Here is a 22,284-nt window from a genome sequence, read left to right on the forward strand (position 1 = left end):
GGGCGGCGGTTTGCTCACGGCCCCGCGACGCGCGCCGCCTGTCGCGCCGGCCGCGGTGTCGCCGCGAGCGGCACCAGGGCGATGCGCGCACCGTCCACGCGCACGAAACGGAACGGCCCGGTGGCGGCCTCGTCACCGTATTCGAGCCGGTGATCGTCCAGGCGCACGACGATGGCGGGCGGCGCCAGGCCGAGCTTGCGCGGGTCGAAGGCGCTGGCCGGGCGCCAGTCCGTCACCGGCGTGGCGGCGAGCGCGGCCAGATCGTCCAGCCATCCCTCATCGGGCGGCGCCGTGGAATCGCCGGTGCACGACCAGCGATCGCGGCGACGCTCGCAGTGGTGCGCCGTACCGCCGGCGAAACGGATGTCGATGCGCCGTACCGCGGTCGGCTCGAGATCGAGCAGCTGCGCCGGCCGGCGCGCGCGGTCGTGCTGCCATTGCCAGATCGCCAGCGCGACCAGCACGCCGGTCGCGGCGAACAGGCCGAGCCGTCGGCGCAGCGTGCGGTTCACCGGCGCCGGCGCCGCCCGTAGATCAGGCCGCCGACGGCGAGCAGCAGCAGCGGCAGTCCGACCAGGAAGCCCCAGCCGAGCAGGCCGAGCGCGCGCTGGGACAGGTCGAGCGCGCGGTCCGGGGCGCCACGCGGCGGCAGGTTCACCAGCACGTCGTCGCCGAGCAGCCAGTCCACGATGCGCTCGCCGAGCGCGCGGTTGCCGCCGTTGCCGAGATAGGCGTTGGAAAGGAAATCGCCGTCGCCGATCACCACCGCGCGCTGCACGTCCTTGTCCGGGCTCGGCGACAGCCGCGACAGCGCGAAGCCGAAGTCGAGCGGGCCCTGGAGCTCCCCCGCGGCGGGGTCGTAGCGGATGGTCGACTCGGCGTCCTCGCGGATCGGCTCCAACTCGGTCCAGCTGCGTGTGCCCGACCGCAGGAACGGCACCGCCGCCCATGCCGAGGCGTCCGTGCGCGCCAGCGCGGCGACCTCGGGAAACAGGGTGGTGAGCAGGAAGCCGCGGGTGATCGGGTGCGCCGGATAGCTGCCCAGCGCGATCAGGCGCGGATCCTTCAGGCCCAGCGCGGCGCCGCCGCCGTCGACCAGCACGCCGGGCAGCACACGGATGCCCAGCGCGGCGGCGAGCGGAGCGAGCCCGGCATCGCCGCCCGGCTCGGTCAGCCACAGCAGATTGCCGCCGCGCTGCAGGTAGTCGACCAGCGCCCGCACGGCGCCGTCCGGCAGCGTCGTCTGTGGACTGGCCAGCACCACCAGGTCGGTGTGCGCGGGCACCGCGGTCGCCTCGGTGAAATTGAGCGGCAACGCGCGCAGTCCGCGCGGTTCGAGCTGGGCGACGAAGGTGCCGAGGTCGGCATTGGCGCGGCCGTCGGCGCGGCGCTCGCCGTCGCCGGTGACAAAGGCAACCAGCCGCTCGCCGCCGCGCGCCAGCCGTTCCAGCGCATTGCTGAAGCTGCGCTCGGAGAGCTCGTCCAGCCGTTGCGAGCGGCCGTGGTAGGTGAGGATCAGGGTGCCGTCCACGCTCACCCCGAGTGCGCGCATCGCCGCCGGATCCTGTTGCGGGTCGACGAAGCGCAGCGTGAGATCGGGCTTCAGGCGGCGGTAGCGCTCGAGGAAGGCGGTCACCGTCTGGCGCAGTTCGCCGGGACTCGCATAGCAGGTCACCGTGACCGGCCCGGCAAGATGGGCCAGCACCGCGCGGCTTTCCGGCGCCAGGCTGGCACGCTGGCCACGGGTCCAGTCGCTTACCCAGGCGTGGCGCTGGCTCAGGAAGCCGAGCGCGAGCGCCGCCGCGCACAACGCCAGCGCGGTCAGCCAGCCGTCCAGCCGTCGCCGGATGCGCATCAGCCGCGTGCCTTCTCGGCGTCCACCCGCCGCACCGCCAGCGCCAGCGCCAGCGCGCCGACCAGCACGAACCAGGCCACGTCGGCACTCGACACCACGCCGCGCAGCAGCGGCTGCAGGTGGGTGCTCATGGCCAGCGCATCGAGCGCGCCGCCCTCGAGCCCGGCCCAGCGCGCGCCGAGGTTGAGCGTCCACAGCGCGAGGGTGATGACCAGGGCGAGCACCGCCGCCAGCGCGGGATGGCCGACGTGCGCCGAGCAGGCGATCGCGAGTGCGGCCAGGGTGGACAGCAGCAACGCCAGCCCGAGCGCGGCCGCCGCCAGCTTGCCCCAGTCCGGCGCGGTCGCGCCGGCCAGCGAGAGAGGCATCGCCAGGACCAGCAGCAGCCACGGCAGCAGCCAGGCCAGCGCGGCCAGATACTTGCCCAGCACCAGCGCACGCGCCGAGAGGCCCATGCCGGCATACAGCGCAAGCCGGCCGGCGCGGCGCTCGCCGGCCAGCATCGACATGCACAGCAGCGGCACCACCGCGCAGGCGAGCAGGGCGAGCTCGGCCAGCAGCGGCACCGCGACCAGGTCGGTGAAGCCAGGCCCATCGGCCCAGGCCGCCAGCCGCACCTGCATGGTGAGAAACTGCCCCAGCATCAGGATGAACCGCCAGGCGAGCCAGGCCAGGGTCAGCGCGGCCAGCACCCACGGCAGCGGCTGCACCAGCAGCCGGCGCAGTTCCAGTCGCAACACGGCCGAAAGGCTCATGCGGCGCGCGCCTCGCCGGCCACGGCGATGGCGAAGAAATGCCGCTCCAGCGCGGCCTCGTCGCCGGCGGCGAGCGGCGCATCGTGGCGCAGCGTCCCCTCGTGCAGGATCGCCACGCGGTCACAGGTGGCGGTGACTTCGCTCAGCAGATGCGTGGACAGGATCACCCCCGCGCCGCGCGCGGCCTCCTCGCGCACCAGGCGGCGCAGCGCGACCTGTTGCACGGGATCGAGCGCGTTGGCCGGTTCGTCCAGCAGCACCAGCGCCGGCCGGTGCACCAGCGCGCAGGCCAGGCCGAGCCGCTGGCGCTGGCCCTGCGAGAGCACGCCGGCCAGACGGCGCGCGAGCGGGCCCAGTGCCAGCCGCGCCAGCATGTCGGCGCAGGCGTGCGTCAGCGCCCTGCCGCGCAGGCCGCGCAGCCGCGCATGTGCGGTGAGATGTTCGTCGACGGTGAGCTCCGGCCACAGCGGCACGCGTTCGGGCAGCCAGCCGAGCAGGCGCCGGGTGGCCTGCGGGTGCTCGGCGAGATCGCGTCCGTCGAGCAGCACGCGGCCCGCGTCCGGACGCAGCGCGCCGGCGATCAGCGCCAGCGTGGTCGACTTGCCGGCGCCGTTCACCCCGAGCAGGCCGAGCACTTCGCCGCGCTCGAGCGTGAGGTCGAGCGCGGCCACCGCGCACCGTCCCGCGCGCCGGCGGCTTGCGCCTTCGAGCCTTAACAGGGGGGCGGAGGAGGCCATTGCGCGATTGTCCGGGCGTCGCCATATCAAGGCAAGGCAAGCGGTGCGTGCCCGGCACCTGCGGCATCTTGACTGGCCACCATGCTGGCAGGTATGGCGTAGCCTCCACTAGACTGCCGCCGATGGCCGCTTCGATCCTTAAAGTCACCCCGAGTCCCGAGATGTTCGATACCTTCCTGAATTTCGTCGCCGGCGGTTTGAGCCAGGCCCGCTGGCCCATGCTGCTGCTGTACACGCTGGTGGTCACCCAGCTCACCATCTTCACGGTGACCCTGTACCTGCACCGCAGCCAGACCCATCGCGGCGTCGACCTGCACCCGGTGGTCGCGCACTTCTTCCGTTTCTGGGGCTGGCTCAGCACCGGCATGGTCACCAAGGAATGGGTGGCGGTGCACCGCAAGCACCACGCCAAGGTGGAGACGCCGGAGGATCCGCACAGCCCGCAGGTCTACGGCATCAAGAAGGTGTTCTGGGACGGTGTCTCGCTCTACCGCGCCGCCACCCTCAACAAGGATGATCTGGAGAAATACGGCCGCGGCACGCCGGATGACTGGATCGAGCGCGCGCTCTACAGCCGTCATCCCTACTGGGGCATCTCGCTGATGTTGCTCATCAATGTCGCGTTGTTCGGCGTCGCCGGCATCGCGATCTGGGCGGTGCAGATGGCCTGGATTCCGTTCTGGGCGGCCGGTTTCGTCAATGGCCTCGGCCATTACTGGGGCTACCGCAATTTCGAGAGCGCCGACACCTCCACCAATCTGGTGCCCTGGGGCCTCTGGATCGGCGGCGAGGAACTGCACAACAACCATCACGCCTTCCCGAGTTCGGCCAAGTTCGCGCTGCGCAAGTGGGAGTTCGACATCGGCTGGGCGGTGATCTGCACGCTGCGTGCGGTGGGTCTGGCCAAGGTGCTGCGCGTGGCGCCGACGCTCGACGTGCGTCCCAACGTGCACCTGCCCGATGCCGAGACGCTGAAGGCCTTGCTCGCCCACCGCTTCCAGGCGATGACCGATTACTACCGCGGCGTGATCGTGCCGACCCTGCGCGAAGAGGCTGCGCATGCCGGCGAGAACCTCAAGGCCATGCCGCGACGCCTGCGCCGGGCGCTGGCCGACGGCGGCCGCTGGCTGGACGGCGAGGGGCACGAACGCCTGCAGGCGCTCTTGGCGCACCGGCCCACGCTGCGCACGGTGTGCGAGTTCCGCAACCGCCTGGCGGCCTTGATGGAACAACGCGGCGCCGAGCAGACGCTGAAGGGCCTGCAGCAGTGGATCGTCGAGGCCGAGCAAAGCGGCATCCGCGCCCTGCAGGATTTCGCCGCGCGGCTCAAGGGCTATGCGTTGGCAGGCTCCTGAGCCCACGCCCCAACCGGGGATGACGAAAAAGCCCGCCGATCCGGCGGGCTTTTTCATTGCCGCGGCGTGCGCAGGTTGTCCGGCGATGCGTGCGGGTCGGTGCTGCGGAAGGGATTGATGTCCAATCCGCCGCGACGGGTATAGCGCGCATAGACCTCGAGGGCGCGCGGGGCGCAGCGCGCCATCACGTCGACGAAGATGCGTTCGACACACTGCTCGTGGAATTCGTCGAAAGTGCGGAAGGAGACGAGGTAGCGCAGCAATCCGGCCCGGTCGATCGGCGCGCCGCGGTAGCGGATCCGCACGCTGCCCCAGTCTGGCTGGCCGGTCACCGGGCAATTGGAGCGCAAGAGGTCCGACACCAGCGTTTCCTCCACCTCGGCCGCGCCGGCGACGAGGCGCAGATAGCCCGGGTTGGGCGGACCATAGTCGTCGATGTCCAGCCGCTGATCGTCGATCGAGCTGCCGGCCAGCTCGGCGAGCGGCAGCGCGGCGACGCGCGGCGCATGCAGGGTCACCGCGACCGCTGCACCGGCGGCGGCGGACAGATCCCGCACCAGCGTGGCGGCGAGCGCGTCGGCATCCGCGATGCGCTCCTGCGCGAAGCCGTTCAGGTAGAGCTTCAGCGATTTGGATTCGATGATGCAGGGCGATGCAGCCGGCACGCGCAGCTCGGCGATCGCCACGCACGGCTTGCCGCGCGCGTCGAGCCAGGACAGTTCATAGGCGTTCCATACATCCACGCCGTGGAATGGCAGCGCCTCGCCGAGGCCGAGCTCGGCGCGCTTGGCGGCGCGGGGGATGGGGAACAGCCGCGAAGGATCGTAGCGGTCGGCATAGACGCTGGGCTTGCCGAGCGGGGAATGGTCGAGCAGGGACATCGTTGCATTCTATCGCCCGACCCGGGACTCCCGGCAGGGGCGCCGATGCCGCACAACCGCTAGCATCCCGCAGCATCATTGCCTGCGTTGGCAGCGGCGAGGGGATCGAAGTGATGACGATGAAGGCCATGGGGTTCGGCGCGTGGGCGTTGACGGTCGCGGGCGGTGTGTTTGCACAGGGGCATGTCCTCGGCGCCGAGGACTACGCCCGCGCCGCGCGTTTTCTGCCGTTCAACGCGACGCCGCTCATCGACCATGCGGTGCAGAAAGTGAACTGGCTCGATGCGCGCCGCTTCTGGTACGTCGATCATGACGCCGGCGGCGACCATTACCTCGTCCGTGGCGTCGATGGCGGCGCGCCCGCGCCGGCATTCGACCAGGCCCGGATGGCCGCGGCGCTGACCGGAGTCACCGGTAAGCCGGTCAAGGCGGAGAAGCTCGGCGTGCAGGATTTCAGCGTGGCCGTCGAGGGTCGGCTCGAGATCACGCGCGGCGGCAAGCACTACCGCTGCGATCTTTCGAGTGCCGTGCCTGCGTGCGCGGAAAAAGCCGCGGGCAAGGAGCCGGGCGTGCTCTCGCCGGACAGGAAAAGCGAAGCCTTCATCCGCGACTGGAACCTGTGGCTGCGCGACGTCGCCAGCGGCAAGGAAACGCAGCTCACTACCGACGGCGCGGAAAACTACGGCTACGCCACCGACAACGCCGGCTGGAAGCACACCGACAAGGCCATCCTGGTGTGGTCGCCGGATTCGACGAAGATCGCCACCTTCCGCCAGGACCAGCGCAGGACCGGCGACATGTACCTGGTCAGCACCAACGTCGGCCATCCCAAGTTGGAACAGTGGAAGTATCCGCTCGTGGGCGACAAGGACGTGACCCTGATCGAGCGCGTCGTCATCGACGTGCCCGCGCGGAAGGTGACGCGGCTGGCCATGCCGCCCGACCAGCACCGCTCCAGCCTGTGCGACGACATAAGCTGCGGCCCCGACGGCGGCTGGGACGACGTGAAGTGGGCGGCGGACGGCAAGACGCTGGCCTTCGTCTCCACCTCGCGCGATCACAAGCACGAGTGGTTCCGCATCGCCGATGTATCCAGCGGCGCGGTGCGCACCGTGTTCGAGGAAGTCGTGCCGACCTACTACGAGAGCGGCAACGATCAGGTCAACTGGTTCTACCTGCCAGAAAGCCGCGAGGCGATCTGGTTTTCCGAACGCACGAACTGGGGCCAGCTCTATCTCTACGACCTCGACACCGGCAGGCTCAAGCACGCCATCACCAGCGGCGAGGGCAACGTCACCCAGGTGCTGCGCGTGGACGCGAAGTCGCGCACCGTGTGGTTCCGCGGCGTCGGCCGCACGCCCGGCGTGAATCCGTACTACCAGCAGTTCTGGAAGGTGAGCCTGGACGGCGGCGCGCCGCAGCTGCTGACGCCGGAAAACGCCGACCACACCATCGGCCTGTCGCCCGACGGCGCGTTCTTCGTCGATGCGTATTCGACGCCGACCACGCCGCCGGTCACGCTGCTGCGCCGCGCCGGCGACGGCGTCACCGTGGCCGAAGTCGCCAAGGCCGACATCGGCCGCCTGCTCGCCACCGGCTGGAAGGCGCCCGAGCCATTCACGGTGAAGGCGCGCGACGGCAAGACCGATCTCTACGGCCTGCTGTTCAAGCCCACGCACTTCGATCCGGCGAAGAAGTATCCGCTCGTCGACTACATCTATCCCGGACCGCAGACCGGCTCGGTGGGGCCGCGCAGCTTCGCCGCCGCGCGCGTGGATCACCAGGCGCTGGCCGAGCTCGGCTTCATCGTCGTCGCCATCGACGGCATGGGCACGCCGTGGCGCTCCAAGGCTTTCCACGACGCCTATTACGGCAACATCGGCGACAACACGCTGCCCGACCAGGTGGCCGGCATCAGGGAACTGGGCAGGCGCCACGCCTGGATCGACCTCGACCGCGTGGGTATCTGGGGCCACTCCGGCGGCGGCAACGCCACCGCCGGCGCGCTGCTGCGCTATCCGGATTTCTTCAAGGTCGGCTGGGCCGAGAGCGGCAACCACGACAACCGCAACTACGAGGACGACTGGGCCGAGAAGTGGCAGGGTCTGCTGGTCACCGACAAGGACGGCAAGAGCAACTACGACGACCAGGCCAACCAGAACCACGCGGCCAACTTGAAGGGCCACCTGATGCTGGTACACGGCACGCTGGACGACAACGTGCCGCCCTACGAGACGCTGCTGGTCGTCGACGCGCTGATCAAGGCCAACAAGGATTTCGATCTGCTGATGATCCCGAACGCGCGCCATGGCTATGCCAAGGCCAACCCCTACGTCACCCGCCGGCGCTGGGACTATTTCGTGCGCCATCTCGCCGGCGACACTCCGCCGGCCGGTTTCGAGATCAAGACGCCGGAGGATTGATCCGGCGTCAGTCGCGGAAGATCGAGGGCGTGCCGACCCAGATCATGCGCACCTCGCGCCTGCCGGCGTTGCGCATGCCGTAGGGGTGGCGCTGGTCGAAATGCACGCTGTCGCCGGCGCGCAGCACGAAGGTGCGGTCGCCAAGCTGCATTTCCAGCTCGCCACTCAGGATGTACCAGAAGCCCTCGCCCTCGCGGTGGATCACCGGTGCCACCAGGCCCGGCGGCACGATCAGGCGCAGCGCCTCGAGCTTGCGTTCGGCGTGCCGGCCGCTCAGGCGCTCGTAGGTGACCGGCGAGTCCAGTTCGATACGATCGTGTTCGTCGGCGCGGCGCACGATTTCATGCGGCGCCGGCACGCTGACGAAATAGTCGATACCCACGCCCAGCGCACGCGCGATCGCCTCCAGCGAGAGCAGCGAGGGCGAGGCCTGATTGCGCTCGACCTGTGACAGGAAGGGAACCGACAGCGCCGAGGCGTCGGCCAGTTGGCGCAGGGTCAGACCGAGCCCGCGCCGACGGGCGCGAATCGCGCCGCCGATGCCGAGCGTGGACGCTTTGCCGGGCGCGCGCGGCATGTCAGGACGTGTGGTCGACCACGATGTGCCATTGGCCGTCGTGTGCATGGAACAGCAGCGTGGTGATGCCCGTGGCCTCGCTGCCGTCGGGCTGCGCGAGGTGGTAGCGGCCGATGACGAAGGCGTGCTGCGGGCCGAGCTGCTGCACGTCGATGAGCTCCAGCCGCAGCTTGCCCATCGGCTTGCCGGTAGCGGCGGAAAAGCGCGGCGCGTAGGCCGCACGGATCGCCGCGTAGCCGGTCACCATGCCGTGCGCATTGATGTAGCGCGTGGTCGGGGCATCCTCGTACAGGCGCATGAAGCCGTCGAGGTCGCCGGCGGTCCAGGCTGCCGCGCTGTCATCCATGGCCTTGGCGATGGCTTGCCGGGTGGCATTCATCGGATCTCATGCATGCAGGTCGAGGGCGACCACCAGTATGGCCGCGGCCAGGCAGAAACGGACGAGTAGTTTCATCGCGGGACGTCCCCTTGGGGTGCGAGGTGGAAGGGCGGTTCGAGTCTAGATGAAAAGTATCCCGGTCAATGCCGCGGCGGCTGCTCGATGCCAGTGGCCGCCGGCTTCACCGCGGCATCATTGCCGCCCTGCTGGTATCTCGCCCGGGAAAGCCGTGGCGTCTGGCCGGTCCTCGCGGGCGGACGGCGTGTGCGGCGCATCTGCCAGACAGACTCATCACCAAGGAGCATTCATGGCCGCGAACCACCGGGCACGCCTGCGCGAGGGCCTGCCTTTTCCCCTGGGCGCCACCTGGGACGGCAAGGGCACCAATTTCGCCCTGTTCTCGGCGCACGCCAGCAAGGTCGAGCTGTGCCTGTTCGATCCCAAGGGCAAGCAGGAGATCGAGCGCATCGAGCTGCCCGAATACACCGATCAGATCTGGCACGGCTATCTGCCTGACCTCGGCCCCGGCACGGTCTATGGTTACCGCGTGTACGGGCCCTACGAGCCTAAGGCCGGCCATCGCTTCAACCCGAACAAGCTGCTGCTCGACCCCTATGCACTCGGCCATACCGGTGAATTGACATGGCATCCGGCCGTGTTCGGTTACCAGATGGAGACGGGCGATGATCTGACCTTCGATGAGCGCGACAGCGCGCCCTACATGCCCAAGTGCGTGGTGGTCGATCCCAACTTCGACTGGGCAGGCAGGCCAGGCCGCGACTGGCGCAGCGGCCAGCGCGGCAAGCTGCTGGTGCCCTACGATCGGACCATCGTCTACGAGATGCACGTGCGCGGCTATACCAAGCTGCATCCGGCGGTGCCCGAGGCGCTGCGCGGCACTTACGTGGGCCTGGGCACGCCGGAGGTGATCGACTACATCAAGTCGCTCGGCGTGACCTCGGTCGAGCTGCTGCCGGTGCACACCTTCATCAACGACAGCCACCTCCTCGAGAAGGGCCTGACCAACTACTGGGGCTACAACTCGATCGGCTTCTTCGCGCCGGAAACGCGCTATGCCCACGAGCCCGAGCAGACCCTGCGCGAGTTCAAGGAGATGGTGGCGCGCTTCCACGAGGCGGGCCTGGAGGTGATCCTGGACGTGGTCTACAACCACACCGCCGAGGGCAACGAGAAGGGCCCGACGCTGTCGTTCAAGGGCATCGACAACGCCAGCTACTACCGCCTGCTGCCGGACCAGCCGCGCTACTACATCAACGACACCGGCACCGGCAACACGCTCAATGTCAGCCATCGCCGGGTCATGCAGATGGTGATGGATTCGCTGCGCTACTGGGTCGAGCAGACCCACGTCGATGGCTTCCGCTTCGATCTGGGCACCATCCTCGCGCGCGAGCCCAACGGTTTCGACAACCAGAGCGGCTTTCTGAAGGCCTGCTGCCAGGATCCGATCCTGAGCGCGGTCAAGCTGATCGCCGAACCCTGGGACTGTGGCCCTGGCGGCTATCAGGTCGGCGGCTTTCCGCCCGGCTGGTGCGAATGGAACGACAAGTTCCGCGACACCGTGCGCGACTACTGGCGCGGGCAGGCATCGGCGGCGGCGCTGGCGCCGCGGCTGTGCGCCTCCGGCGACATCTTCAATTACGAGGGCCGGCGGCCCTGGGCCTCGGTCAATTTCATCACGGCGCACGACGGCTTCACCCTGAACGACCTGGTCACCTACAACGACAAGCACAACGAGGCCAACGGCGAGAACAACCAGGATGGCTCCTCGGATAACCGTTCCTGGAATTGCGGTGCCGAAGGCCCGACCGATGATCCGGAGATCAATGCGCTGCGCATGCGTCAGATGCGCAATCTGCTTGGTACCTTGCTGCTTTCCCAGGGCATGCCCATGCTGCTCGCCGGCGATGAATTCGCCCGTACTCAACAGGGCAACAACAATGCCTATTGCCAGGACAATGAGATCAACTGGCTCAATTGGGATATTAAGGATAAAGGCAAAGAGTTGATCCGCTACGTGCAACAGCTGACCCAGTTGCGGCATCGCTATCCCATCCTGCGGCGCAACCGCTTCCTGTCCGGCGAATACAACGAGGAACTGGGTATCAAGGACGTCACCTGGATCAACGCCGATGGCAACGAGATGCAGCCCGAACACTGGAACGACGGCAACATGAAGTGCTTCGGCATGCTGCTGGATGGCCGCGCGCAGGTCAGCGGCATCCGCCAGCGCGGTCAGGATGCGACCTTGCTGTTGGTGCAGAACGCGCATCACGATCTGGTCAACTTCCAGTTGCCGGAAGTGGCCGGCGGCGCCGGCTGGCGCTGCCTGATCGACACCAACCGGCAGGGTCCGGCCGATGAGGCGAAGTTCGACTTCGGTGCGACCTATGGCGTCACCGGACGCTCGCTGCTGCTGTTCGAGTTGATCGGCCAGGCCGACTACCAGACCGCGCGCTCGGCGCAGGGCAAGACCGGATTCACGCTGACGCCGCGCTCGGGCAACACCAGCCTGCAGCCGGGGCCGCAGTAGCGCCGTCCGCACCCCAGGGGCACCGGTGCCGCGAGGCCCCCAGGCCCCCAGGCCCCCAGGGGTGCTTGGCTGCGGGCCCCTTTTGCGGCACGCATCCTCGAAAAGCCGGAGAGGCCTGGCTTGCCGCTGCGGCCCGCCGCCCTCATCTTGAGGTTTTGGCCGCCGGGTGGCGCCTCATCGTGCCGGTCGGCGCGATGAAGGCGTCACCCGGCGTAGCATCGCAAAACCATGTCTCCATCGACTCCGCCAAGCCGTGCCCTGGCCGGCTTCCATCCCGCCGTCGCCGCCTGGTTCGCGCGCAGCTTTCCCGCGCCCACCGCGGCGCAGGCGGCGGCGTGGCCGGCGATCCGGCGTGGCGAGCACGTGCTGGTCGCCGCGCCGACCGGCTCGGGCAAGACGCTCACCGCCTTCCTCGCCGCCCTCGATGCGCTGGTGCGCGAGGGAATCGAGCGCGGCGGCACGCTGGCGGACGAGACGCGGGTGCTCTACGTCTCGCCGCTGAAGGCATTGTCCAACGACATCCGCATCAACCTGGAAGCGCCGCTCGAAGGCATCGGCGCGGAGCTGGCCGCGCGTGACCTGCCTGAGGTGGCGATCCGCACCGCGGTGCGCACCGGCGACACGCCGCAGGCCGAGCGCGCTTGGCTGCGCAAGACGCCGCCGCACGTGCTGGTGACCACGCCCGAGTCGCTGTACGTCCTGCTCGGCTCGGCCTCGGGGCGCGCGGCGCTCAGGGACGTGCGCACGGTGATCGTCGATGAGATCCACGCGCTGGCCGGCAACAAGCGCGGCGCGCATCTGGCGCTCAGTCTGGAGCGTCTGCAGGCACTGTGCCCGCGGCCGTTGCAGCGGATCGGGCTCTCGGCCACGCAGAAGCCGATCGAGGCGGTGGCGGCTTTCCTGGTCGGCCAGGGCGAGGACGCCGCGCTGGTCTCGCTCGGTGCCGCGCCGGCGTCGACGCCGCGCTGCACGATCATCGACGTCGGCCACGGCCGCGCGCGCGATCTCGGCATCGAGGTGCCGCCGGTGCCGCTCGAAGCGGTGATGTCCAACGACTGCTGGGCGCTGGTCTACGACCGTCTCGCCGTGCTGGCGCAGGCGCATCGCACCACGCTGGTGTTCGTCAACACGCGGCGCATGGCCGAGCGGGTGGCGCGGCACTTGTCCGAGCGCATCGGCAAGGAACTGGTCGCCGCGCATCACGGCAGCCTTTCGCGCGAGCAGCGTCTGGACGCCGAGCAGCGCCTGAAGCGCGGCGAGCTGCGCGTGCTGGTCGCCACCGCCTCGCTCGAACTCGGCATCGACATCGGCGAGGTCGAGCTGGTCTGCCAACTGGCCTCGCCGCGCTCGATCGCCGCCTTCCTGCAGCGCGCCGGACGCAGTGGCCACGCGGTGGCCGGCACGCCCAAGGCGCGGCTGTTTCCGACCTCGCGCGACGATCTGGTCGAATGCGCCGCGCTGCTCGACTGCGTGCGCCGCGGCGAACTCGACACCCTGGCGCAGCCGCCGCAGCCGCTCGACGTGCTGGCCCAGCAGATCGTCGCCGAGGTCGCCTGCGCCGAATGGGACGAGGATGCGCTCTACGCGCTGGTGCGCCGCGCGCATCCGTATCGCGCGCTGGCGCGGCGCGATTTCGACGCCGTGGTGCGCATGCTGGCGGAAGGCTTTTCCACCCGGCGCGGCGCGCGCGCGGCCTATCTGCATCGGGATGCCGTGCACCGGCAATTGCGCGGCCGGCGCGGCGCGCGGCTGACCGCGCTCACCTCCGGCGGCACCATTCCCGACACCGCCGACTACCTGGTCGTGCTGGAGCCGCAGGCGATCGTGGTCGGCACGGTGAACGAGGATTTCGCCGTCGAGAGCCTGGCCGGCGACGTCTTCCAGCTCGGCAACACCAGCTATCGCATCCTGCGCGTGGAAGCCGGCAAGCTGCGCGTGGAGGACGCGCGCGGCGCCCCGCCCAACATCCCGTTCTGGCTCGGCGAGGCGCCGGGGCGCAGCGACGAGCTGTCTTTCGGCGTGTCGCGACTGCGCGAGGAGATCGCCGCGCGGCTCGACGAAGGCGGCCACGCGGCGGCGCTGGCCTGGCTCATGGACACGCTGGGCCTTGCCGAAGCCGCCGCCGCGCAGCTGGTGGATTATCTCGCCCGTGCCAAGGCCGCGCTCGGTGTGCTGCCGACGCAGACCACGCTGGTGTTCGAGCGCTTCTTCGACGAATCGGGCGGCACCCAGCTCGTCATCCATTCGCCCCATGGCAGCCGGCTCAACCGCGCCTGGGGCCTGGCGCTGCGCAAGCGTTTCTGCCGCCAGTTCAACTTCGAGCTGCAGGCGGCGGCGACGGAGGATGCGATCGTGCTGTCGCTGTCGACCAGCCACAGCTTCCCGCTGATCGAGGTCGCCCATTACCTGCACGCGGCGAGCGCGGAGCAGGTGCTCACGCAGGCGCTGCTCGATGCGCCGCTGTTTCCGACCCGCTGGCGCTGGAACGCGGTGACCGCGCTCGCGCTGCCGCGCTTCGTCGGCGGACGCAAGGTGCCGCCGCAACTGCAGCGGATGAAGAGCGAGGACTTGCTCGCCACCGTGTTTCCCGACCAGGTTGCCTGCCTGGAGAACATCGTCGGCGAGCGGCAGATTCCCGATCACCCGCTGGTCGCGCAAACGCTGCACGACTGCCTGCGCGAGGCGATGGACACCGACGGCCTGCTCGCCCTGCTGCGCGGTCTGGAACAGGGCCGCATCGCGGTGGTGGCGCGCGATCTCGCCGCGCCGAGTCCGCTCGCCGCCGAGGTGCTCACCGCCGCGCCGTATGCCTACCTCGACGATGCGCCGCTGGAGGAACGCCGTACCCAGGCCGTGCAGGCGCGCCGCTTCGGCGACCTCGAGGACGCCGGCGATCTCGGCCGGCTCGATCCGGCGGCGATCGCCGCAGTGCGCGAGGAAGCCTGGCCCGAGGTGCGCAGCGCCGACGAGATGCACGAGGCGCTCGATCTGCTGGGCGGCATCACCGCGGCCGAGGCGGCGGCGAACGCGGACTGGGACGGGCGCCTGCAGGCGCTCGCCGAGGCGCGGCGGGCGTGCCTTGCCACATCGAACGCCGAAGGCCTGGCGGTGTGGACCTGCGCCGAGCGGCTGCCGCTGTGGCAGGCCGTGCATCCGCAGCTCACCCTGCATCCGCCGATCGCGCCGCCGGCCGAATACGCCGCGCCGGCATGGACGCGCGAGGATGCGCTGCGCGAACTGGTGCGTTGCCGGCTGTCCGCCGTTGGCCCGGCCACCGTGGCGCAGCTGGCCCGCTCGCTCGGCGTGGATGGCGGCGACGTCGAGCTCGCGTTGATCCGCCTGCAGTCGGAAGGCTACGTGATGCAGGGCCGCTTCAGCGCGGAGGCGACGGACACCGAGTGGTGCGAGCGACACCTGCTCGCGCGCATCCACCGTTACACGCTCGGTCGCCTGCGCCGCGAGATCGAGCCGGTCAGCCGGCGCGATTTCCTGCGCTTCCTCATCGACTGGCAGCATCTTTCGCCTTCGAGCCGCCTGCGTGGGCCGGATGCGCTCACGGCCGTGCTCGCGCAGCTCGAAGGCTACGAGGCCGCCGCCGGTGCCTGGGAGAGCGAGCTCTTGCCCGCGCGCATCGCCGACTACGCGAGCGGCTGGCTGGATGCGCTGTGCCAGGCCGGCCGCGTCGGTTGGAGCCGGCTGCGTGCCGGCGGCGGCAGCGGGCCGGTGCGCTCGACGCCGATCGTGCTGCTGCCGCGTCGTCAAATGGCCGTCTGGACGTCCATTGCGGCCGGCGACGACGAACAGCCGGCGCTGCTTTCCTCGCGCGCGCAGGCGGTGCTCGACGTGCTCGCCGCGCAAGGCGCGTTGTTCTTCGACGAACTGCTCGACGCGACCCGGCTGCTGCACAGCGAGCTAGAGGACGCGCTCGGCGAGCTGGTTGCCGCCGGCCGTGTCAGTGCCGACGGCTTCGCCGGGCTGCGCGCGTTGCTGGTGCCGGCGGCGCAGAAGCAGTCCAGCCGGCACCGGCGCCTGCGCCGCCATCAGCTCACCGGCATCGAGCACGCCGGACGCTGGTCATTGGTGCGCAAGGGCACCACTGCACGCGACGAGGCCGCGGTCGAGCACGTCGCCCGCACGCTGCTCGCCCGCTACGGCGTGATGTTCTGGAAACTGCTCGAACGCGAGGCGCCGTGGCTGCCGACCTGGCGCGAGCTGCTGCGCGTGTATCGACGCCTGGAAGCACGCGGCGAGATTCGTGGCGGCCGCTTCGTCGAAGGCTTGGTCGGCGAACAGTTCGCGCTGCCCGAGGCGATTCCGGCATTGCGCGCGGCGCGCGCACGGCCGGCCGAGGGCGCGCTGGTGGCGGTGAGCGGCAGCGACCCGCTCAACCTGGTCGGCACCGTGCTCGCCGGCGAGAAGCTGCCCGCGCTGGCCGGCACCCGCGTGCTATACGAGGACGGCGTGCCGGTGGCCGCGCTGGTGGCGAACCGGCCGCGCCTGCTCGCCGAGGGCGACGCCGCCGCGCAGCAACGCTGGCGGACGGCGTTGCTGCGGCGGACGGGTATCGTCGATCTTGGCCTCACCGGATGAGGCGATACATCCTCAATGTTTGAGGTTGTCGGTCTGCAAGATGAAACGCGCCACGTTGTCGTGCAGAGCCTTGAGCGAGGGTTCGTGGGCATAGACCATGTGCCCTGAGGGATACCAGGCGCGGCTGATGTTGTTCTGCAACGTGGCCGGAATCGGCAAGTGGCGCAGCTCGTAGTCGGCGGCGAAATAGGGCGTGGCAAGATCGTAGTAGCCGCCATTGACGAAGACTTTGAGATCGGGATTGGTCTTCATCGCCGCGGCGAGATCGCTCATCACATTCAGTGATTGCTGCAGCGAGCGGCCGCCGCGTGCGCCCGGCACGCGATGGGAGAAATCCCAACGTTCGATGTCGGCGAACAGGCGATAAGGCATGTCTGCATCGAACTTCAGCGCGTGCCGTACATAGTCGTTGAAGGCGGCGACGTAAGCTGCGCTGATGGCGGCCGATTGCGGATCGTATTGCGCTTCTTTGCTCAAGGGATCGAGCGATGGGCCTTCAAAGCGGCTGTCCAGGCGGCCGGTGGTGAGGTCCTCGTCGGCTTGCAGGGCATGTTCGAACATGCCTCCCGTGACGCGCAGATTGGCCTTCAAGAGATAGTCGACCGGCAGTCCGGTGTAGCGGTGCAATTGCTCGGCCACGGTTTGTTTGCGCGCCGGGTCAAGTGCGGCGCCGGCGATCAGTGCCGCAGCGTATTCGCCCTGCGCATAGGTTTCCACCTCATGCAGGAATGGCTCCAAGGCGGCCGGCGGCTGCGGTAGTTTGTGGTGGTAGTAGGCAGTGGCGGCAAAGGTCGGCAGTGCCAGCACATAAGGCATTTCCACACCGGGGTTGTGTTCTGGCCCGTCGATGCTGGTATCGAAACTCAAAATCTGCGAAAGCAGGATGACGCCGTTGAGATCGACGGCATAATTGCTGGTAAGCAGATTTGCCACCACGGCCGAACGGGTGGTGCCGTAGCTTTCACCAAACAGATATTTGGGTGAGTTCCAGCGACCATGACGGGTGAGGAACTCGGTGATGAATTGGGCGAAGGCCTCTCCGTCGCCGTCCACGCCATAGATTTCTTTCTTGCGTTCCTTGAGTTGTTCCTCGCGTTTGCCCTTGTCTTCGCCGCTGGCGAGCAATCGGCTGAATCCAGCGCCCGGGGCATCGATGAAGACCAGGTCGGACACATCGAGCAGGCTGTAGGTATTTTCGGTCAGGGTATAGGGCGCCGCCGGCGTATGCCGATCGTCGCTGGTGACCACTCGTTTGGGACCGAAAGCGCCCATGTGCAGCCATACCGTGGCCGAGCCGGGCCCACCGTTGTAAAGAAAAGTGATCGGGCGCCGGGCTGGATTCTCGCCTTTCTTGAAATAGGCGACATAGAACATGCTGACGGTGGGTTCGTGTTCTTTTTCGCCCTTGCCATGCAATACGAGTGTCCCGGCGATTGCTTGGTAGGCGATGTGATGTCCTTCCACATTGACGCTGCCCTGGCTGACCGCATCAGGCGGCTGGGTTATGGCCGTCGTTGCAGTGGTTTTTCCCGGGTCGGCAGGATCGGCATCGGGCTTGTCCGTCTTGGCGTTGCCCGCGGTCGGCAGAGCGAGCAGCAGGGCAAGGGCGAGTGGGGTGGTGAAGGTCGGGCGCATGGATGATTTCTCCCCTGAAGTTGCTTCCGAGCTTGCCACCGTAATCCATCCATGCGCATACGCTAAAAGTCATGGTTAGAGTGCGTTCTTTTTCATCGCGCGAGCAGCACGATCGCAACCGCGGCGAGCATGAGTCCGAGCACGTTGGGCCAGCGCAGGCGCTCGCCGAAGACGCCCACCCCGACGAGCGTGCCGAGCGCGACCACGCCGAGGTTCATGCCGGCGAACACCCGCGCCGGCTGGTCCGGCAACGCCCGATGGGCGGCGAGATAGGCGTAGATGTTGCCGAAATTGAGCGCGCCGAGCAGCACGCCGGCGGCGAGGTTGCGCAGCGTGAACGGCGTGCGCCGCGCGGGCCAGAGCGCCATCAGCAACGCCACCGGCGTGGCCAGCGCGAACATCGTCGGCAGGCTCACGGCAAGCGGCACGCCGACGGCGGCGACGTGCTTGAGCAGTACGTCGATGGCGGCAAAGCCCGCGCAGACCACCAGCGGCCAGTACCGGGCACCGGACGTGGCGGCCGTCTCGCGCGGCCCGCGTGCGAGCAGGCCGACCAAGGCCAGCCCGCCGAGCAAGAGCCCGGCCGCCAGGCGCGGCGTCCAGGTCTGGCCGAACAGAAAAAACGCGGCGAGCAGTGAAAACAGCAACGAAAGCCGCTGCGCCACCTCGGTGCGCACGATGCCGGCGCTGCGCACCGAGGCGCCCAGGGCCAGGAAGATGCAGGGCAGCAGCACGCCGAGCAGGCCGAGCGTCGGCCACGGCAGGGCGTCGGCGGCGAACGCCTGCGGCGGCGCCAGGGCAAGGCGGCCAAGCAGCGCGGCGGTCGGGTAGTTCCAGGCCACCATCTGGGCCACGTCCAGTCCGCGGGCGGAAGCGAGCTTGAGCAGCACCGAGACCATGACGCTGGCAAGGACGGCGCAAAGCAGGGCGAGCATGGGTCATCGACCTCTCGTTTCGAAGCAACGGACGGGTTCAGGCCAGCCGGCGTGTCTGCCCGGGCGCGAGGCCATCGAGCGCATACGGGCCGATCCGCAGCCTGACCAGGCGTAAGGTCGGCAGGCCGACCGCGGCGGTCATCCGGCGCACCTGGCGGTTGCGGCCCTCGCGCAGGGTGAGTTCGAGCCAGTCGGTGGGAATCCTCAGGCGATGGCGCACCGGTGGATCACGCGGCCACAGCCAGTCGGGCGCGGGCACGCGCACGGCCTGCGCCGGCAGCGTGGGACCGTCGTTCAACGGCACGCCGCGCCGGAGCGCGGCCAGCGCGGCCTCGTCGATCTCGCCCTCGACCTGGACCAGATAGGTCTTGGGCTGCTTGTGCCGCGGGTCGGTGAGCCGGTGCGCGAGCGCGCCGTCGTCGGTGAGCAGCAGCAGGCCTTCGCTGTCGCGATCCAGACGTCCGGCCGGATAGACGTCCTTTTGCATGACGTAGCCGGCCAGGGTCTGGCGCGGGTCGGCGCCGCTGAACTGGCTCAGCACCCCATAGGGTTTGTTGAGCGCGATCAGCATCGCCGCCCGCGCACTTTTCTCACGCCGGCCGCGGGCACACCGACTGCAGGCCGTCGATGTGCTCGTGCAGATCCGCCGAGATGCCCTGCCACATCGGGTCGAGAATGACGTCGATGCCCTCGTAGCGGGCTAGCTTGGCCGCCGGCACGAAGCCGGCGTCGCCGGCGACCAGGATGATCTGGTCGACCAGCCGCTTGTAGGTGAGCGTGGCGATGTCCAGGCCGATCTTCATGTCGATCTGGGTCTGGCGCATGTCCGGCTCGAAATGCTCGTCGGTGAGGTCCTCCCATTCGAGCTCGGCGTCGTGCAGCTGCTGGTAGGCGTTGCGCTTCAACTGCCACTCGCCGCGGTCGACCAGACGCCCCAGCCGCAGGGCGAGCTTGCGCTGGCGGCGCAGCTGGTCGTGCAGCTCGCGGCGGAAAGTGGCGGCGTTGGTGCGCGAGAAGTCGAAGGCTTCGCCGCTGATCGGCTTGGTCAACGTCTTGTCCAGCGGCGGGCAGTCATAGAAGAAGATGCGATACAGCGATTCGCGCGGGCGGTCCAGCGCCTTGAGATGTTCGAGCGCCATGCCGAACACGGTCTTGGCCACGGTGCGGGCGTCGTTGGGATCGCGGTCGGCCCAGACCTTGCGATAACGGGCAAGGAAAAAGGCGCCGTCGACGAGGATGGCGGTGCGTTGCATAGGTTTGATGGATTCCTTGAAAAAAGCCGGTGGGCAAAGATGTGCCGCGCCGCTCCTGGGGAACGGCGCGGCGCGCATTCTACGCGAGTCGCCTGCGCGGCCGGTTCCCCGCGCGAAGGCGCTTCAAGGATCCAGGGTCTGCGCCGGCAGGGTGACGTGCACCGGCGCGGCCAGGTCGGTGGCCGAGTGGCCGACGAACAGCGCGAAGTCGCCGGCGCTGCGCACCCAGCGCCGGCTAGCCACGTCGAAATGGGCGAGCAGGCGCGGCTCCAGCGCCACGGTGAGCGTGCGCGCTTCGCCCGGCGCCAGGCTCACCTTGGCAAAGCCCGCCAGCCGCCGTACCGGCGAGTCGGGCGTCTGCGCATACACCTGCATCACGTCCGCGCCGGCGCGCGTGCCGACGTTGCGCACGCGCACCGCGACCTGCGGCACGCCGTCGACGATGCGCACCTTCGTCGCCTCATGTTCGAAGCGCGTGTAGGAGAGCCCGTAGCCGAACGGGAACAGCGGTTCGAGCCGCTGGCGCTGGAACCAGCGATAGCCGACGTCGGCACCCTCGATGTCGTAGTTCACCGCCGTCGGCGGCGGCGAGCCGGGCGCGGCGCCTTCCAGCACCGGCCGCGGCAGCTGCGCGAGCGCGCGCGGCCAGGTGATCGGCAAGCGTCCGGACGGATCGACCTTGCCGAACAGCAGGTTGGCGATCGCCTCGCCGCCGGCGCTGCCCGGGTACCACGCCGCCAGCACCGCGCCAACGCGGTCGAGCCAGGGCATCGCCACCGGGCTGTTGGTCTCCAGCACCACCACGGTGCGCGGATTGGCGTGCGCCACCGCTTCCACCAGTGCGTCCTGCTGGTCGGGCAGGGTGAGATCCGCCGCGTCGATCGACTCGGCCGCCCATTGCTGCACGAACACCACCGCCACCTGCGCGCGCGCGGCGAGTGCGGCCGCGGCGGCCGGATCGGTGCCGGGGTCGAAGTCCACCCGCGCCTGGCCGGCCAGCGCGCGGATCGCCGCGAGCGGCGCGGACGGGTGATAGGTCACCGGACCCGGCCACGCGGTGGGCTGCAGGCCCGGCACCGCGTTGCCGCCGCGCGGCGTCACCAGCGAGGAACCGCCGCCGGCGAGCACGCCCTTGTCCGCGTGCGCGCCGATCACCGCGATCGAGGCCGGCTGCGCGAGCGGCAGCAGGTCGTGCTCGTTGCGCAGCAGCACCGCGCCGGCTTCCTCGGCGCGCCGCGCCACCGCCATGCTCGCGGCCACGTCGATCGGCGCCGGCCTGGCCGGATGATCGAACACGCCGACCGCGAACAGGCTGCGCAGGATGCGCCGGACCATGTCGTCCAGCCGCGCCGGCGCGACCTCACCGGCGGCGATCGCGGCCTTGAGCGGCGCATCGAAGAACACCTGCGCATCGAAGGCCTCGGCGGCCGATTCCTGGTCGAGCCCGGCGTTGGCCGCCTTCGCCGCGCTGTGGCCCGCGCCCCAGTCGGACATCACGAAGCCGGGATATCGCCAGTCGCCCTTGAGCACGCGGTTGAGCAGGAAGTCGTTCTCGCACGCCCAGTCGCCATTGACCTTGTTGTAGGCACACATCACCGCGCCCGGCTGGCCGTGCTCGATGGCGAGCTCGAAGGCCAGCAGGTCCGATTCGCGCGCGGCCTGCTCGCCGATGCGCACGTCGATGGTGTTGCGCGCGGTCTCCTGGTCGTTGAGGGCGTAGTGCTTGACGGTGGAGAGCACATGCGCGCTCTGGATGCCGCGAATCGCGGCGCCGACGATGCGGCCGGCCAAGAGCGGATCCTCGCCGGCATATTCGAAGTTGCGCCCGTTGCGCGGCTCGCGCTGCAGGTTCACGCCGCCGGCGAGCAGCACGTTGAAGCCCTTGGCATGCGCCTCGCCGCCGATCATCGCGCCGCCGGCCTGGGCGAGGTCCGGGTCGAAGCTCGCCGCCACCGCGAGACCGGCCGGCAGCGAGGTCGCGCCGTCGCCGGGGCGGATCTCGAGCGGATTGGCCACGCCCAGGCCGGCGTCGCTTTCCTGCAGCGCCGGGATGCCGAGCCGCGGATTGGCCGGAATGTAGCCGGCCGAACCCAGCGCGCCGGCGGGTTTGGTCCAGCCACGGGAAGGTTCCGGCTCGCCGAACTCGCTGTGGATCAGGCGAAACTTTTCCTCCGTCGTCATCCGCGCGAGCAGCGCCGCGGCGCGCGCGTCGGGCGAGCGCCTGGCGTCCTGCCACGGCTCGGCGGCGTGGAGGACACCGGCCAGCGCCAGGGCCGCGGTGAGCGCGGCGCGCACGGTTCCATGCCTGGACTTGCCTTTCATACAGCCTCCCATATGTTCTGCCGGGTGGCCGGC

16 protein-coding genes are annotated in these 22,284 nt (G+C 69.4%); 4 read left to right on the forward strand and 12 right to left on the reverse strand.

Features of this window, described 5'->3' with window-relative positions:
* Positions 1–14: 14 nt before the first annotated feature.
* From ALSL_RS00515 to ALSL_RS00530, 4 genes are read right to left on the reverse strand one after another with little or no spacing between them, the layout of a single operon-like run.
* Entirely contained in the window at positions 15–512 is a 498-nt protein-coding gene (locus ALSL_RS00515; RefSeq protein WP_126535640.1) for a hypothetical protein, read from the reverse strand.
* On the reverse strand, positions 509–1,855 hold the full coding sequence (locus tag ALSL_RS00520) for a GldG family protein (protein ID WP_425478996.1): 1,347 nt from the start codon (positions 1,853–1,855) through the stop codon (positions 509–511). Before ALSL_RS00520 ends, ALSL_RS00515 begins: the two co-directional genes overlap by 4 nt.
* Positions 1,855–2,610 (reverse strand): ABC transporter permease, encoded by a 756-nt coding sequence (locus tag ALSL_RS00525; RefSeq protein WP_126535647.1) that lies wholly within the window; start codon positions 2,608–2,610, stop codon positions 1,855–1,857. The genes ALSL_RS00520 and ALSL_RS00525 overlap by 1 nt, the downstream gene beginning before the upstream one ends.
* On the reverse strand, positions 2,607–3,281 hold the full coding sequence (locus ALSL_RS00530; RefSeq protein WP_331457739.1) for an ABC transporter ATP-binding protein: 675 nt from the start codon (positions 3,279–3,281) through the stop codon (positions 2,607–2,609). Before ALSL_RS00530 ends, ALSL_RS00525 begins: the two co-directional genes overlap by 4 nt.
* A gap of 227 nt (positions 3,282–3,508) precedes the next feature.
* Here ALSL_RS00530 and ALSL_RS00535 point away from each other — a divergent pair, with 227 nt between their 5' ends.
* Positions 3,509–4,702 carry a DesA family fatty acid desaturase gene (locus ALSL_RS00535; RefSeq protein ID WP_126535651.1) on the forward strand — a complete coding sequence of 398 codons (1,194 nt, stop codon included), beginning with the start codon at positions 3,509–3,511 and terminating at the stop codon, positions 4,700–4,702.
* A 53-nt stretch (positions 4,703–4,755) separates the two neighbouring features.
* On the opposite strand, the gene queF is transcribed toward ALSL_RS00535, so the two are convergent.
* On the reverse strand, positions 4,756–5,583 hold the full coding sequence (queF, locus tag ALSL_RS00540; RefSeq protein WP_126535653.1) for an NADPH-dependent 7-cyano-7-deazaguanine reductase QueF: 828 nt from the start codon (positions 5,581–5,583) through the stop codon (positions 4,756–4,758).
* Between the two features lie 113 nt (positions 5,584–5,696).
* On the opposite strand from queF, the gene ALSL_RS00545 reads away from it, so the two are divergent.
* Entirely contained in the window at positions 5,697–8,006 is a 2,310-nt protein-coding gene (locus ALSL_RS00545; protein WP_126535655.1) for a S9 family peptidase, read from the forward strand.
* A 7-nt stretch (positions 8,007–8,013) separates the two neighbouring features.
* Here the strand turns inward: ALSL_RS00545 and ALSL_RS00550 are convergent, their stop codons facing one another.
* On the reverse strand, positions 8,014–8,583 hold the full coding sequence (locus ALSL_RS00550) for a helix-turn-helix domain-containing protein (RefSeq protein ID WP_126535657.1): 570 nt from the start codon (positions 8,581–8,583) through the stop codon (positions 8,014–8,016).
* Position 8,584: 1 nt separating this feature from the next.
* Complete coding sequence (locus tag ALSL_RS00555; protein ID WP_126535659.1) at positions 8,585–8,962, reverse strand: YybH family protein; 378 nt, start codon at positions 8,960–8,962, stop codon at positions 8,585–8,587.
* A gap of 307 nt (positions 8,963–9,269) precedes the next feature.
* Between ALSL_RS00555 and glgX the strand changes: the two genes are divergently transcribed.
* Positions 9,270–11,516, forward strand: coding sequence for a glycogen debranching protein GlgX (glgX, locus tag ALSL_RS00560; protein WP_126535661.1), 2,247 nt, complete (start codon positions 9,270–9,272; stop codon positions 11,514–11,516).
* Positions 11,517–11,744: 228 nt separating this feature from the next.
* The gene (locus ALSL_RS00565; RefSeq protein ID WP_126535663.1) at positions 11,745–16,106 is read left to right on the forward strand and encodes a DEAD/DEAH box helicase; all 4,362 of its coding nucleotides are present in this window, start codon (positions 11,745–11,747) and stop codon (positions 16,104–16,106) included.
* Positions 16,107–16,118: 12 nt separating this feature from the next.
* Here ALSL_RS00565 and ALSL_RS00570 read toward each other — a convergent pair whose 3' ends face one another.
* From ALSL_RS00570 to ALSL_RS00590, 5 genes are all read right to left on the reverse strand, one after another.
* Positions 16,119–17,741, reverse strand: coding sequence for a S10 family peptidase (locus ALSL_RS00570; RefSeq protein WP_126535665.1), 1,623 nt, complete (start codon positions 17,739–17,741; stop codon positions 16,119–16,121).
* 92 nt (positions 17,742–17,833) lie between these two features.
* Positions 17,834–18,676: an EamA/RhaT family transporter gene (locus ALSL_RS00575; protein WP_126535667.1), complete on the reverse strand. Its 843-nt coding sequence runs from the start codon at positions 18,674–18,676 to the stop codon at positions 17,834–17,836.
* Between the two features lie 37 nt (positions 18,677–18,713).
* Complete coding sequence (locus ALSL_RS00580; RefSeq protein WP_126535669.1) at positions 18,714–19,247, reverse strand: pseudouridine synthase; 534 nt, start codon at positions 19,245–19,247, stop codon at positions 18,714–18,716.
* Between the two features lie 19 nt (positions 19,248–19,266).
* Positions 19,267–19,929, reverse strand: a complete 663-nt coding sequence (locus ALSL_RS00585) for an NYN domain-containing protein (RefSeq protein ID WP_126535671.1) — start codon at positions 19,927–19,929, stop codon at positions 19,267–19,269.
* 123 nt (positions 19,930–20,052) lie between these two features.
* Positions 20,053–22,251, reverse strand: a complete 2,199-nt coding sequence (locus tag ALSL_RS00590; RefSeq protein ID WP_126535673.1) for a beta-glucosidase family protein — start codon at positions 22,249–22,251, stop codon at positions 20,053–20,055.
* Positions 22,252–22,284: the final 33 nt, after the last annotated feature.

Source organism: Aerosticca soli (assembly GCF_003967035.1).
GTDB lineage: Bacteria > Pseudomonadota > Gammaproteobacteria > Xanthomonadales > Rhodanobacteraceae > Aerosticca > Aerosticca soli.